13 protein-coding genes are annotated in these 13,238 nt (G+C 37.6%); 3 read left to right on the top strand and 10 right to left on the bottom strand.

Features of this window, described 5'->3' with window-relative positions:
• Window positions 1-4 precede the first annotated feature (4 nt).
• From AC4BC5_RS07610 to AC4BC5_RS07600, 3 genes are read left to right on the top strand one after another with little or no spacing between them, the layout of a single operon-like run.
• Complete coding sequence (locus AC4BC5_RS07610; RefSeq protein WP_490494824.1) at window positions 5-427, top strand: NusG domain II-containing protein; 423 nt, start codon at window positions 5-7, stop codon at window positions 425-427.
• Between the two features lie 12 nt (window positions 428-439).
• Window positions 440-991: a Gx transporter family protein gene (locus AC4BC5_RS07605; protein WP_490494823.1), complete on the top strand. Its 552-nt coding sequence runs from the start codon at window positions 440-442 to the stop codon at window positions 989-991.
• A 14-nt stretch (window positions 992-1,005) separates the two neighbouring features.
• Window positions 1,006-1,992, top strand: coding sequence for a polyprenyl synthetase family protein (locus tag AC4BC5_RS07600; protein ID WP_490494821.1), 987 nt, complete (start codon window positions 1,006-1,008; stop codon window positions 1,990-1,992).
• A gap of 104 nt (window positions 1,993-2,096) precedes the next feature.
• On the opposite strand, the gene AC4BC5_RS07595 is transcribed toward AC4BC5_RS07600, so the two are convergent.
• From AC4BC5_RS07595 to AC4BC5_RS07550, 10 genes are all read right to left on the bottom strand, one after another.
• On the bottom strand, window positions 2,097-3,653 hold the full coding sequence (locus AC4BC5_RS07595) for an IS1182 family transposase (protein ID WP_490494819.1): 1,557 nt from the start codon (window positions 3,651-3,653) through the stop codon (window positions 2,097-2,099).
• Window positions 3,654-3,826: 173 nt separating this feature from the next.
• Complete coding sequence (locus tag AC4BC5_RS07590; protein WP_490494818.1) at window positions 3,827-4,666, bottom strand: energy-coupling factor transporter transmembrane component T family protein; 840 nt, start codon at window positions 4,664-4,666, stop codon at window positions 3,827-3,829.
• On the bottom strand, window positions 4,663-6,369 hold the full coding sequence (locus AC4BC5_RS07585) for an ABC transporter ATP-binding protein (RefSeq protein ID WP_490494817.1): 1,707 nt from the start codon (window positions 6,367-6,369) through the stop codon (window positions 4,663-4,665). The genes AC4BC5_RS07590 and AC4BC5_RS07585 overlap by 4 nt, the downstream gene beginning before the upstream one ends.
• A gap of 105 nt (window positions 6,370-6,474) precedes the next feature.
• Window positions 6,475-7,029, bottom strand: a complete 555-nt coding sequence (locus AC4BC5_RS07580; RefSeq protein ID WP_490494816.1) for an ECF-type riboflavin transporter substrate-binding protein — start codon at window positions 7,027-7,029, stop codon at window positions 6,475-6,477.
• A gap of 2 nt (window positions 7,030-7,031) precedes the next feature.
• Window positions 7,032-7,895, bottom strand: a complete 864-nt coding sequence (locus AC4BC5_RS07575) for an SAM hydrolase/SAM-dependent halogenase family protein (RefSeq protein WP_490494815.1) — start codon at window positions 7,893-7,895, stop codon at window positions 7,032-7,034.
• 271 nt (window positions 7,896-8,166) lie between these two features.
• Window positions 8,167-9,510, bottom strand: coding sequence for a glutathione-disulfide reductase (gor, locus tag AC4BC5_RS07570; RefSeq protein WP_490494814.1), 1,344 nt, complete (start codon window positions 9,508-9,510; stop codon window positions 8,167-8,169).
• 63 nt (window positions 9,511-9,573) lie between these two features.
• Window positions 9,574-10,026, bottom strand: a complete 453-nt coding sequence (locus AC4BC5_RS07565; RefSeq protein ID WP_490494813.1) for a GNAT family N-acetyltransferase — start codon at window positions 10,024-10,026, stop codon at window positions 9,574-9,576.
• A gap of 141 nt (window positions 10,027-10,167) precedes the next feature.
• Window positions 10,168-11,409 (bottom strand): peptidase U32 family protein, encoded by a 1,242-nt coding sequence (locus tag AC4BC5_RS07560; protein WP_490494811.1) that lies wholly within the window; start codon window positions 11,407-11,409, stop codon window positions 10,168-10,170.
• Window positions 11,410-11,421: 12 nt separating this feature from the next.
• On the bottom strand, window positions 11,422-12,342 hold the full coding sequence (locus AC4BC5_RS07555; RefSeq protein WP_490494810.1) for a peptidase U32 family protein: 921 nt from the start codon (window positions 12,340-12,342) through the stop codon (window positions 11,422-11,424).
• 168 nt (window positions 12,343-12,510) lie between these two features.
• Window positions 12,511-13,215, bottom strand: coding sequence for an HAD family hydrolase (locus AC4BC5_RS07550; RefSeq protein ID WP_490494808.1), 705 nt, complete (start codon window positions 13,213-13,215; stop codon window positions 12,511-12,513).
• Between the last annotated feature and the right edge of the window lie 23 nt (window positions 13,216-13,238).

The following is a 13,238-nucleotide window of genomic DNA, read 5'->3' as shown; positions in this document are numbered from 1 at the left end:
TCTCGTGAACATCAAAGAATTTATCAAAAATAGTCGCTTAAAACCATGGGATGGCGTCATCGTTTTGGTCTTAATTATGAGTTCTTTTTTACCAATCATCCTTTTCTCTATGCAACAAACAGCAGAATCGGTGGTTGTCGAAAAACAAGCTATTTTGCGTGTAGATGGAGAAGAAATTAAAACCTTTAATTTAGTTGAAGGGCAAGAAACATTTACTTATTTATACGAAGATGACGATGGCGATTCGAACTTAATTGAAATCCAAGGTGATCGTATCCGCATTAAAGAAGCTGATTGTGGCGATCAGATTTGTGTCCGTCGCGGTTGGGCATCAAAAAATGGCGAGACCATCGTGTGCCTCCCACATAAACTTGTAATTGAAATTCAAATAGCAGATGGGAGTGACATGGACGATTTAATTTATTAGTCGTCGTTAATTATGAGCCGTTTACGAAAAATTATTTTTATTGCTTTACTTGTTGCTCAAGGAGTTATCATTGGTCTTATTGAAAATATGATTCCCTATCCTTTTGCTTTTGCACCGGGTGCCAAATTAGGTTTAGCCAATTTAATTACGATTATTGCTTTATTCACAATGCCTAAAAAAGAAAGTTTCATGTTACTTTGGATGCGATTAATTTTGACCACTTTACTCGGCGGAACAATTTCCACTTTTTTATATAGTATGAGTGGGGCATTATTAAGTTATGGTGGTATGCTACTAGTCAAACAGCTTGGTCCAAATCGTGTCAGTATCATTGGAATCAGTGCAACAGGAGGATTCATGCATAATGTCGGACAATTGGTAACCGCTTCTTGGATTGCTCAATCTTGGACCGTAATGCTTTATTTGCCAATTCTCTCATTTTTAGGCATCTTATCAGGCATTGCAATAGGTATCTCTGCAAACTACCTATTGCAACGTGTTGATACTTTGCGTCGCTTTCAAACCGAATATGAAGAACAAACACACGTCTCATGGAAAACGTAACAAAGGAGATTTTTATGAAAATTCATCCAATGTGGCAGGCGTACCCACACTTACAACCAGAGTTAACCCAAACATTGGCATTAATGGAAAACGCCATCCAATTAAAAAACAAACCCGTACAACAGGCCATATTAGAAATGATTCAAGCAGGTGGAAAGCTTTTACGTCCAGCCTATCAACTCCTCTTTTCGCAATTTGGGCCTGAGCAAGATCGCCAAAAAGCCATCGCTCTCGCAGCTGCTATTGAAATGCTCCACACGGCAACATTGATTCACGATGATATTGTCGATGAAGCTGACGTACGACGTAATTTACCAACCGTACGTGCCAAATTTGATAATACAACTGCTGTTTATGCAGGTGATTATCTTTTTGTCAGCTGTTTTAAATTAATGGCCGACTATGCAGGTTCAATGAAAAGTCTCCAACTCAACTCACGTAGCATGGAAAAAATTCTGTCTGGTGAATTAGGTCAAATGGACAATCATTACAATTTAGAAATGACGATTGACGCATACCTTGAAAATATTTCAGGGAAAACTGCTGAACTTTTTTCTTTGAGTTGTTTTATCGGAGCTTTGGAAAGTGGAAATACTACTAATTTTGCAAGAAAAGCCGGTGAAATTGGGCAACAAATTGGAATGGCTTTTCAAATTATCGATGACATTTTGGATTATAGTCAATCAGCTGATACCATTGGTAAACCCGTGCTAGAAGATGTACGTCAAGGTATCTATTCATTACCTTTATTGTATGCTTTACAAGATAATCGTGCTGCTCTCATCCCTCTATTAGAAAAAAGAGAAGCGATGACTCAAGAAGACGCACAACAAATTCATCAATTAGTACATGAATTAGGTGGCGTAAAAAAAGCACAAACTTTAGCTGCTGATTATACAAAAAAAGCTCTCAAAGGGATTCATAAGTTGCCAAACAATGCTTTACAAACTAAAGCAACTTTACTTTCAATTACTGAAAGTATTCTGACAAGAGAAAATTAAAAAGGGCCTGTGACGTAAGTACGTCTCAATCCAAGTTATAAACCAGAATACCCACGAAAATTGAGTTTGATTTTCGTGGGTATTCTGGTTTTCTATGTACAGTGCTAGTTCTTTCTATTTAATGTGGCTAATTTCATCATATTAAGGGCCATCATCAAGATGCCTGATTGCTTTCGAACCTTGTTTAGCCCTCGAACCGTATATCGAGTGAAACCCAAACAAGCCTTCATTTTTCCGAAGACTGTTTCGACATCTGTTTTTCTACGAGCATAGATCTTTCCTGTTTTTTCGTCAGAAAGCATCTCTCTTTGTTTGGCTTTGTGATATTCCCAAGCTGGATTGACAAGAATTTTTCTTACATATCCTTTGGGTGTCAATGCTTCTGGAACTTCTCGTAAAGAGTCATCCACTTTTTCAGCTTGATACTCTTTGAAATCTCGAACGAAACCGTCTTTATCTGTCCGTTGGCGATAGGCATGAAAATTGAAGCGAACACCTTTGGGATCACTATAATAATCTTCCTCTTCAAAATACGTCCAATTCATCACTTTCCGTTCGTCAGATTGCCATTTTTTACTTTGTTCTTTCAACATCGTGCCATACGGAATAAGCGCCGTGTGTTGTGGCAATTTATCTTCTAAATAGCGATAGTTACTCTCAGAACCATAACCGGCATCGGCGACAATATAATAAGAAGCTTGTTTGTCTAGCTTCATTTTTTCTAAAAAAGGCTTTAATGTTTTTGTATCTGTTGGGTTTTGAAAAACATCGTATCCCAAAACAAATTGTTTGCACGTAGCGATTTGAAGATTGTACGCTGGTTTCAGTTGTCCATTCATCATGTGATCTTCTTTCACTCGCATAAATGTTGCTTCTTTATCTGTTTTTGAATAACTGTTTCGGGCACCATAAATAGACATCTGTGTTTGATGTTCTGCCATTTTTTCTCGTCTTTCAGTAAGCTTGCGCTTCTGGGTTTTCAGTTCTCTTCGTTTTTGTTTCGCAGGATTAGGAGAAATCTTCGAGGTTTCCATCACTTCTTCTTCCAAGTCTTCTAAACGCAACTCCATTCGTGTCAAAAGCTCATCCAATAAATCGAACGTCAGATTAGATCCTTCAGGAATATGTTTGACTTCATAGGCTTCTTGAAGTTCTGTCATTAAGGTCAGAATTTTTTCACGGTTCATTTGATCAAAACGAATCGTATTCTTCTTCCAAACAAAGCTAAATTTATTGGCATCCGCCAAGATTTTTGTCCCATCAATAAAAAGAGCATCATCAATCAGATTGCGTTCTCGAAGGTAGTGAACCAAAGAATCCAAACTTTTATTGGTCAGTTCTTCGACATCTTTCGAGACACAAAAGCGGGCAATTGTCCGATAAGAAGGCTCACTTTCTTGTGTCAACCAGCGGGCATAAAGATTTTCTTCTGCCAATCGTTGAATTTTTCGACTGGTAAACGTCTCACGAGTGTACGCAAAAAGAACCAACTTTAACATCGCACGCAACTCATATTCTCGTGGGCGACCGAAAAGATACGGTTCATGGATCTGTAAAGATTCAACCAATTCGTTGATAAAACAAGCGACATGATTTTCTTTTGGAATAAATTCAGTTGATAGGTTTAAAGTTAGTTGATTTATGTTATAATTTGGGTACATTGTTTTTGTCCTTTCGAGGATAAAAATTTGGAAGTGCAAGGTCAGAGTTGTGCTTCCTTTTATTTTACCTTAAAAAGCGCCAGAAATGAACGATTACTCGTCATTTTTGGCGCTTTTTCATGGGACTTATGTCACAGGCCCTTTTTGGTTCACACCTTCTCTAAAAGAGACCATCAATTAATCAATGAGAATGGGTTATAAAAACGCCCTCCATTAACATGAAATAAAACCAACGTCACCAAAAATAAGCTTAGAGCTAATGCTATTATTAAATAATCATTCATCTTAAATGGTTCTTCCACATACCAGGTTCTTTTTTTCTTCTGTCCAAAACGACGCAATTCCATTGCTGTACTAATTGTTTCAATTCGATCCAAACTTGAAAAAATTAATGGTAAGACAATTTGGGATGTTCCTTTGATTCGTTGCGAAAGCTTCCCTTTCTTGGACATCTCTAGGCCACGTGCTTGTTGGGCTTGCGAGATACTGAAAAAGTCTTCTTGAATATCAGGGATATAACGCAATGCCAATGCAACAGCATAACTAATCTTGTAACTAATTCCTAACTTGTTTAAACTTGAAGCAAAACTACTTGGATTTGTCGTTAATAAAAAAGTTAAGGCTAATGGAATCGTACTAAAATATTTCAATGCTAAATTACCTAGGTAAAATAATTCTTCCTGAGTGAAGGTAAAACGTCCCCAACCTGCCCATAATACATGCCTTGTCCCATATAAAGAAACGCCATATTCTGGTTCAAATAAATAGACAGCTAAAATATTTAATAAAGAAAAAAATAAAATAAATTTCATGACAAAGGAAATTTGATGCCATTTGATATTTCCTAATTTAAATAATCCTAAAGAAATAACTCCTACAAATATTAGAAAACGTGTATCATAAGTTGTCATCGTAGCTATGGTTACTACCAATAAAAAAATCAACTTTGTTGTAGCATTCAACTGATGCAAAAATGTATGACCTGGATGATAACCTAAAGTTTGCTGATTCATCGCTTGCGTACCTCCCAATCATATTGAATAAATTTCCGTGTAAAAGCAACAGGATCACTTAAGCCTAGATGCTTCGCAAACGTGAATAAACTAGTTTCCTTTAAAGAAGCTTCTTGAACTAACTTTTCATTGGTCAACAATTGAATTGGCGTGGTATCCGCTAGAATTGTGCCATCTTTAATCACTAAAACACGATCACTGTACTCAAGCATTAAGTGCATATCATGTGTAATCATAACGATAGTTTTACCTAGGTGATTCAGTTCTTCAATGAAAGCCATCATTTCTGAATAATTCCGAAAATCTTGCCCAGCTGTCGGTTCATCCAAAACTAACATTTCCGGTTCTAAAACTAAAATCGAGGCAATTGTTACACGCTTTTTCTGTCCGTAACTTAAAGCGGCAATCGGCCAATTGCGAAAAGGATACAAACCACAAACTTTTAATACATGAAAAACCCGCTTTTCAATTTCCTTTTCTTCAATATTTCGCAAGCGTAGACCTAATGCTACCTCATCAAAAATCAGCTTTTGCGAAATCATTTGATTAGGATTTTGCATAACATACCCAATTTTGTCTGCTCGTTCTTTAATCGAGTCATTACCGATGTCTTTACCTTGCCATTCCATTGTTCCTTCTGGGCGAATAAAACCGCATAATGCCTTGAATAAAGTTGATTTTCCCGCACCATTCTTCCCAACAATACTTAGGCGTTCTCCTTGGTAAAACTTCGTATTTAATTGATTTAACACATAAGAATCTTGTGGACGATAACGATAAGTCAACTTAGTTAACTCAAATAAAACCGCTTTTTTATCAGGGATTTCTAAATCGAATAAGCTGCTTTGCCAGTCTATCATTTGTTCTGCTAACTGTTCGCCAGCTACTTGTGTCACATCTGCTAAATGCTTCACTGTTTGTAAATCAACTTGCGCATATTTTAATGCTGTCACATATAGCGGTTCCCGAATGCCGTTTTCTGCCAAAATGGCCGTTTTTAACAGCTCATCCGGCTTTTGTTCAGCAACAATTTGCCCGTCATTAAAAACAATAATTCGGTCCACTGGTTTTGCAAGAGCATCTTCTAATCGATGCTCAATGATAACCACTGTTGCTTGCGTTTGCTGATGCAAGGTGTCAATTAGTTCAACTGCATCTTTTCCTGCTGCTGGATCCAAATTAGCTAAAGGCTCATCAAATAATAATAATGGTGCATCATTAATCATCACACCTGCCATTGATACTCGTTGCTTTTGCCCCCCAGATAAATCTTGTGGACGCTTATCTAACTGGTGGCCAATATCAACTAACTCTGCCCATTTTGCGACTTTTTTACGCATTTCAGCTTGTCTGACACCATCATTTTCTAAAACAAATGCCATATCTTCCGCAACAGTCAGACCGATAAATTGTCCATCTGTATCTTGCAATACTGTTCCGGTCGTAAACGACAAATCAAATAACGAGGTTTCTTGCAATTTTTTTCCTGCAATCCATGCCTCGCCAGTTATTTCACCTTCATATTGGTTAGGAATCAACCCATTTAAACAATGGGCAAACGTCGACTTTCCACTCCCAGATGGCCCCACAATCAAGACTTTTTCACCTTGTTGAATCGTTAAATTGATATTTTTTAAGGTTGGTTCTGATTGGCTATTGTATTGAAATGAAAAATCCTTAAATACAATTATTGGTTCTGTCATTGTCTTCTCCTCAGTTATTATTCTTCTCCAATCTTACCAAAATTTTGCAATAAATGATATTCCCACAAAAAAGAAAGAAGGAAAATATCCTTCCTTCTCTCTAGTTTAATCTTTTTTTAGACTGCCTTTTTTCGTTTGTGTAGACGCATAAGCCTTCATCAATAAGGTCCCGATAATCCCGATTGCAATAGCATTTGCTGTTGCTGAAATTAATCCTTGTAAATAAACTTTATTTGCTGGCTCACTATAAATTAAAATATCTAACGTTGGCGCAATAATTCCCCAAACAACCGCATTACCAACAATTTGAATAACATTAAAACGAATCATTTCTTTTGTTGAAAACTCACCACTAGTTAAATCAGTCTTGCCTACTGCTAGACCTAAAATCCAACCGATAATTCCTGAACAAACTACCCACGACCACCATGGCGTACCATAAAAAATTAAATCCTTTAATGTATGACCAATAAGACCAATTAATGCGGCTGGAATAGGTCCAAATAAAGCTGCCATCAAAGCCAAAAATGGATAAGTCGTTTCCAAATTAGTATTTGGAATACCAACTAATGGAATCGAAACAAATCGTCCTAAAATAACAAATACTGCCGAGCCAATTCCAATGGCAACAATCGTCTTGACTGAAAAATCTTTTTTCATTTTTACACTTCCTCAAAAATTATTTTTGGTGCTTTTCGTAGTTGAATTTGCCATTGCGTGCCAGTCCCAATATGATATAAGTCCGAAAAAGAATCTTGATTGACCGCGACACCTATATTAACTAACGAATTGACATAAACTAAAGGTTCCCCCACTTGAACATCGGCAAATGAACGAGCAAACTGAAGAATATTTTGATAGATTTTCTTTCCATGATGGAAAATAGTGACTTGTAATGAGTCACCGTGTACAATCCCCTCTTCTTGTAAAAAGGCTAAAGGAATATTGGTCCAAAGTGAACCAAAACGAACATCAAGTACATCAATACTCCCCGTTAAGATGTGTTTATCTCGTTTGGCATCAACTAATGGTAAAACAGTAATTTCTTCGATTGGTAACACCTCTCCTAACGCAGAAAATGTAATTTCACCACTTGCTAGACGTGCGCCATTATACGCATAAATATCTCTTCCATGAAACGTATGGCTTTCCTCTGAATGAGGCAAACGACTTTCCACCTCATCAATTACACGTACTTCCTTTAATCCTTCATAATGCTGGACATGCGTTAAGGATCCATTGTCTGGTGTAATAATGATATGACCGGAATTCGTTTCACATGCTATACTTCGGCGATCACTTCCCACTCCGGGATCGACCACTGAAACAAACACCGTACCTTTCGGCCAATATTTCACCGTTTGATACAAACGATAAGACGCTACCCAAATATCGTATGGGGGAATATCATGCGTCAAATCTTGCACGATCACTTCAGAATTTACCATGTGTGCCACGCCATGCATCGCACTCACTGCACCATCACTCAAACCAAAATCTGTCTGTAAAACTAAGTAACTACTCATCTTTTCCCTCCTTATCAACAAAGAACCTTGCCATCATCCTACAGTTTTCCCACGGATAGGTCAATTAATCGGAAAGTATTCTCAGATAAAAGCTCTAAAATGTTCGTAAAAAGGGCCTGTGACATAGGTAGACTGACAGTAATCCGAACAATAGAAGATTGCTCCTGTGGTCCAGTTGGTCCTCGTCGCAATTTCGCCTTAATTTGGCGTAACTCATGCTATTTTGTTCAGCTATTTTCGTCTTGTTTTTCCTGATATCACAGACCTCTGTTTAACGCATTGTCACAAATTCTTCAGAACCGGTTGGATGAATCGCCACGGTATTATCAAAATCAGCTTTCGTTGCGCCCATTTTAATTGCTACAGCAAATCCTTGTAACATTTCATCGACGCCTTTACCAATTCCATGTAATCCAACAATTTTTTCCTCTTTACCAACACAAATCAATTTCATTTCACATTTTTGACGATACTCATTTAAAGCAAAATACATTGGCGTGAAACGAGATCGATAAACTTTTACATCCTCACCATATTTTTTCAATGCTTCTTCTTCAGTTAAACCAATTGTTGCAATAGGTGGATGTGTGAACACAACTGTTGGGACTAAGTTGTAATCAAGGTATAAATCTTTTTGTCCATTAAATAGTCGTTCAGATAAACGACGCCCCGCTGCGATAGCAACCGGTGTTAAATCGATCTTTCCGATAACATCGCCAATTGCATAAATACCTCGACTAGTTGTATTTTGGAACTTATCCACGTGGATAAATCCACGATCATCTAATCTTACCTCTGTATTTTCTAATCCCAATTTATCCACATTTGGTTTACGTCCCCCTGCAAATAATACGCAATCTCCAGTTAACGTATGACCATTCTCAAATGTGACTGTATAGTCATTTCCGTTTTTTTCAATTTTTGCAGGAACAGAATTTGCATAAATCGCCATGGCCTGTTCTTCATAAATTTCAACTAAATTGTCTGCTAACATTTTGTCAAAATGACGTAATGGGCGTTCTTTGCGGAAAGCCCATGAGACTTTACTACCTAGGCCATTCATCACACCCGCAATCTCTGCTGCAATATACCCTGCACCTAGCACAATTAAATGCTGTGGTGCGTTGGTTAATTCAAAGAAACCATTTGAATCAATCGCATATTCCCCACCAGGTACTTCCAAAGCACTTGGTTGCCCACCTACGGCAATTAAAATATTTGCTGCGGTAAATTGTTCACCATCCACTTCAACTACAGAGTTATCCACAAACTGTGCATAACCTTTTATCACTTCTACATTGTTGCTATCTAAGCCTTTTTTATAGGCGCCATGCAAAAAATTTATATAATTTTCTCGGTTATCCACAAGTTGGTTAAAATCAAATTTATCCACATGTGGATAAATCCCATAACTTTTTGCATCTCGTTTGATGGTTTCATAAATTTCACTTGCTTGCCACATCACTTTTTTAGGTACACATCCGACGTTTACACAGGTACCACCTAGTTCATTACCTTCAATTAATAAGACTTTAGCGCCGTGCATTCCCGCACGATTTGCCGAGGCAATTCCCCCGCTACCGCCACCGATAACAATATAATCAAATGTTTTCACAGTATTTCCTCCAATCATTTTCACTCTTCAAGCTATCATTGCCCTGCTTATCCGTCAAGAATTTCAGATATCTTGAGACAAGCGCACCATATCTTTTAAAACCAAACCATTTTCAACAATAGGTTCTGGATAATGACGTACAAAAAAATCCCGATCAATATGCGTCATACGAAAGCCACATTTTTGATACAAATAAAGTTGCTCTACTCCTGTACTGCCTGTTCCTATTTCAACAGTTGCATAGTTCATAGCTTTAGCTTCTGATAAAGCTCTTTTCAACAAATGCTGTGCAATTCCTTGCCCTCGGTAATTTTCATTTACAGCTAAATTAACAATTTCAAGGGTTGCCGGACGGGTAGGTAACATTATCAATACACCTACAACCTTATCTGCAATTATTGCTTCAAATAACCGTCCTCTTTGAAGATATGCCTCAACTAATGCCAATGAAGGATCCGCTTCTAATAATAAATCATAATGGGTTTGCGTAACATTTCTAGTTTCTTCAATTCTCATAATTTTCTCCTAACAATCCTTCTATTTTAGACTTCAATCGTACATAATTTAAAAATTCCAACTCTTTGTCTGTAATATATAATAAACGATAGAATCAAAAAAGCTAAATCAGATTGGTTTTCTCTGCTTTAGCTTAGACTTTTATTTACGTTTACGAATCATATCACCTGGTTGAACTGCTTGATTGACTGGCATAGTTAAAATCATCATCGGATTGGGGGCACGATCAATACTTTGACCCTCGTCGTCATACATCTCTTGTACAATTTGCTCAAAGTGATGAAAACCGGGACCATAAAACTCAATTTCATCCCCCACTTCAAAGAGATTTCGTTGACGAATTGTTGCTATTTGAGTAATTTCATCATACTTCAATACTTCGCCAACAAATTTGTATTCAGGAATTTTACGACGTTCACCAAATAATTGTTCATTTTCAGAAGGTGTGTTGTAATAAAAACCTGTCGCAAGTTCACGTTGTGCAACTTTCCATAACTCGTCAATCCACTCTTGTTTGCAGACATAGTTTTCAGGATCTTTCATATAACTATCCACTGCGGCTTTATAAACATTGGCAACGGTTGACACATAATGAATCGATTTCATGCGTCCTTCAATTTTAAAACTGTCAACACCGTTTTGAATCAAATCAGGAATGTGTTCAATCATTGACATATCCACCGCGCTCATTGAAAATTCTTCGGCAACTGCTCCCTTTTCTGTCAGGCTATGACGCTCGCCACCAAAGGGTAAGTCATATAAATCGTATTTCCAACGACAAGATTGACAACAACCGCCCCGATTCGCATCTCGCATCGCCATATGGTTGGATAATGTACAACGCCCTGAATAAGAAATACACATGGCTCCATGAATAAAGGCTTCAATTTCCACATCTGTATTTTTGCGAATTTCTGCCACTTCTTCCATAGAAACTTCTCGCGCTAAAACCACTCGTTCTAGACCTTCTTCTTTCCAAAATTCAAGTGTTTCATAGTTAGTCGCTGAAGCTTGGGTCGACAAATGAATCGGCAAGCCTGGTGCTTCGGTCGCACAAATTTCAATTAATGCTGGATCGGAAACAATGACAGCGGAAATACCAACGTCTCGCAGTTCACGGAAAAACTCTCCCGCACCTGCTTGGTTTTGTTCGTGGGTAACCATATTTGCTGCAACGTAGACCTTTGCATGATGCTCTTGAGCGAACGCCACGCCCTCTGCCATTTGCTCATATGTGAAATTACCTGCGCGACTCCGTAATCCATAGGCATTGCCACCAATATATACGGCATCTGCACCATAACGAATCGCTGTTTTTAATTTTTCCAAAGTCCCAGCTGGAGCTAGGACTTCTGGACGTTTTAATGCTTGTTTAACAGTCATTTCTCTGGCTCCTTATTTAATTTTATTTGGCTCAATATAATAAAAACCTGTATCGAAATCACGATTTTCCGGATGAAAACTTTGTACTTTTTTGTACAAATCAGCCGCCACTATCGGTGTCCATTCACCAGCCGAAATTAGTTGTCGGGCTTGATTAAATAAATGAACAATCTCTACGAAGTTTTGTCCACTACTAAATAGGCCATCGAGCTTCCATGTCTGATAACCATGCTGATGCAAATCCGCTAATTCATTCATTAAACAAACATCATTACTTGCAAAAATATGCGTCCCATGACTATCTTCATAGATAGAATAATGCGTATGATCTTTTTTTGGTTCTGATAAAAATAGACCTCGCTCTTTGCTCATATCTTCTTTTTGTTGTGTAAAATTGTAGTAATTTTGCAGTAATGGACGCTTTGATTGATGAATACATGTTGCACCGTATACTAAAACTTCCACGGGTACATCAACTGTTTGTATCAAGGCTTTCATTTCGTCAAAAGGAACTTCTCTGGCTAAAACAGCACCCGTTGCCCCTCGTTTTGCCCAAAAATTAATTTGACGGGCACTCGTAACTAAGGTTTCACCATCGTAAACAAAAGGTAATTGCCACTCTGGATGTTTATTCAAGACATATATAACACCTACATCCCCAACAGAAATTTTATCAACTTGAATCTCATGTAAAAAAGCTAAATATTCAGGAATTAATTTCATTTTTTCAGGATGCATCAGCCCGTTTACAGCGACCATCGCTTGTTTACCTGCTTGATGAGCAAGTTTGACTAATTCTTTTTGCTCTTCTCTTGAAAACGACTGGGGTAAACGTAAGCCAAACATTTCTTCTCCAAAGAAAATCGTATCAACGATTGGTAATAATTTCTTTGCTTGTTCTGTTGATTCAACAGTTGCGATTAATTCAATCATTTCGTCATCCTCCTTGTAACTAATTCATATTATCACAAGGAAGAAAAATTTCCAACAGCTATTGTGTTGAAATTCACTAATTTTATGAACGAATAGTGAATAGCGTAACTTGTTCTCAACTAATAAAAAAAGCATTTCCAATCCATAGAGAATTAGAAATACTTTTCATTAGTTCAAAAATAATTTTTTGATGAGTGGCGTTACTCGCTGATTCGTTTTTAATAGATAATCTTGTCTAGGCTTTGCTTCTGTCGCAAGATGATTACGATAATTTAACCAAATAGCTTGCCAACCAGCATCCTTTGCACCAACAATATCATTTGCATAAGAATCCCCAATGTAAATTGCTTGTTTTGGCATTATGCGCATTGAACGTTCCACATGACGAAACAACTTCACATCCGGCTTAGCAATCCCTACTTGTGCCGAAATGAAAATATGTTCTTCAGGAATCCATTGTGTTAAACCCAATTGATGCACTTTACGCCATTGATGAGCCGTTGGACCATTGGTAATCACTCCTAATGGAATATGTTCTTGCTGACAAAACGCCAATGCCGCTTTCATATCTTCCCTCAACTCAATTTCTCCTTGAAAACGAATATAATCCGCTTGAAAAGCCAAAGCTTGTTCCCGAGAAAGTTCTCGGTTAAATTGCTGACACGCTCGCTGAATTCTAAGGACACGCATGTCTTCCATTGAAATTTGACCACTTTCAGACAAATGGAAATAAGCATCACTCACCTTACGAAATTCCAAATACAATTGTTCCAACGCCTCTTCTGGAAAAATCAATTGCTCGTTAATTGCTCGTTTGAAGGGCACTAACTGATCATATAGTGTATCATCTACATCGAAAAATAATGCTTGCATAAAACGACTCCTTTAGTTTTTAT

The organism is Enterococcus sp. AMC2644 (genome assembly GCF_058216475.1).
This window is presented reverse-complemented; position numbering and strand designations above follow the sequence as displayed.

Bases quoted from the DNA above. Each gene is read 5' to 3' on its own strand.
- AC4BC5_RS07605 (WP_490494823.1), top strand. From the start codon at position 440: ATGAGCCGTTTACGAAAAATTATTTTTATTGCTTTACTTGTTGCTCAA.
- AC4BC5_RS07600 (WP_490494821.1), top strand. From the start codon at position 1,006: ATGAAAATTCATCCAATGTGGCAGGCGTACCCACACTTACAACCAGAG.
- AC4BC5_RS07595 (WP_490494819.1), bottom strand. From the start codon at position 3,653: ATGTACCCAAATTATAACATAAATCAACTAACTTTAAACCTATCAACT.
- AC4BC5_RS07590 (WP_490494818.1), bottom strand. From the start codon at position 4,666: ATGAATCAGCAAACTTTAGGTTATCATCCAGGTCATACATTTTTGCAT.
- AC4BC5_RS07585 (WP_490494817.1), bottom strand. From the start codon at position 6,369: ATGACAGAACCAATAATTGTATTTAAGGATTTTTCATTTCAATACAAT.
- AC4BC5_RS07580 (WP_490494816.1), bottom strand. From the start codon at position 7,029: ATGAAAAAAGATTTTTCAGTCAAGACGATTGTTGCCATTGGAATTGGC.
- AC4BC5_RS07575 (WP_490494815.1), bottom strand. From the start codon at position 7,895: ATGAGTAGTTACTTAGTTTTACAGACAGATTTTGGTTTGAGTGATGGT.
- AC4BC5_RS07565 (WP_490494813.1), bottom strand. From the start codon at position 10,026: ATGAGAATTGAAGAAACTAGAAATGTTACGCAAACCCATTATGATTTA.
- AC4BC5_RS07560 (WP_490494811.1), bottom strand. From the start codon at position 11,409: ATGACTGTTAAACAAGCATTAAAACGTCCAGAAGTCCTAGCTCCAGCT.
- AC4BC5_RS07555 (WP_490494810.1), bottom strand. From the start codon at position 12,342: ATGATTGAATTAATCGCAACTGTTGAATCAACAGAACAAGCAAAGAAA.
- AC4BC5_RS07550 (WP_490494808.1), bottom strand. From the start codon at position 13,215: ATGCAAGCATTATTTTTCGATGTAGATGATACACTATATGATCAGTTA.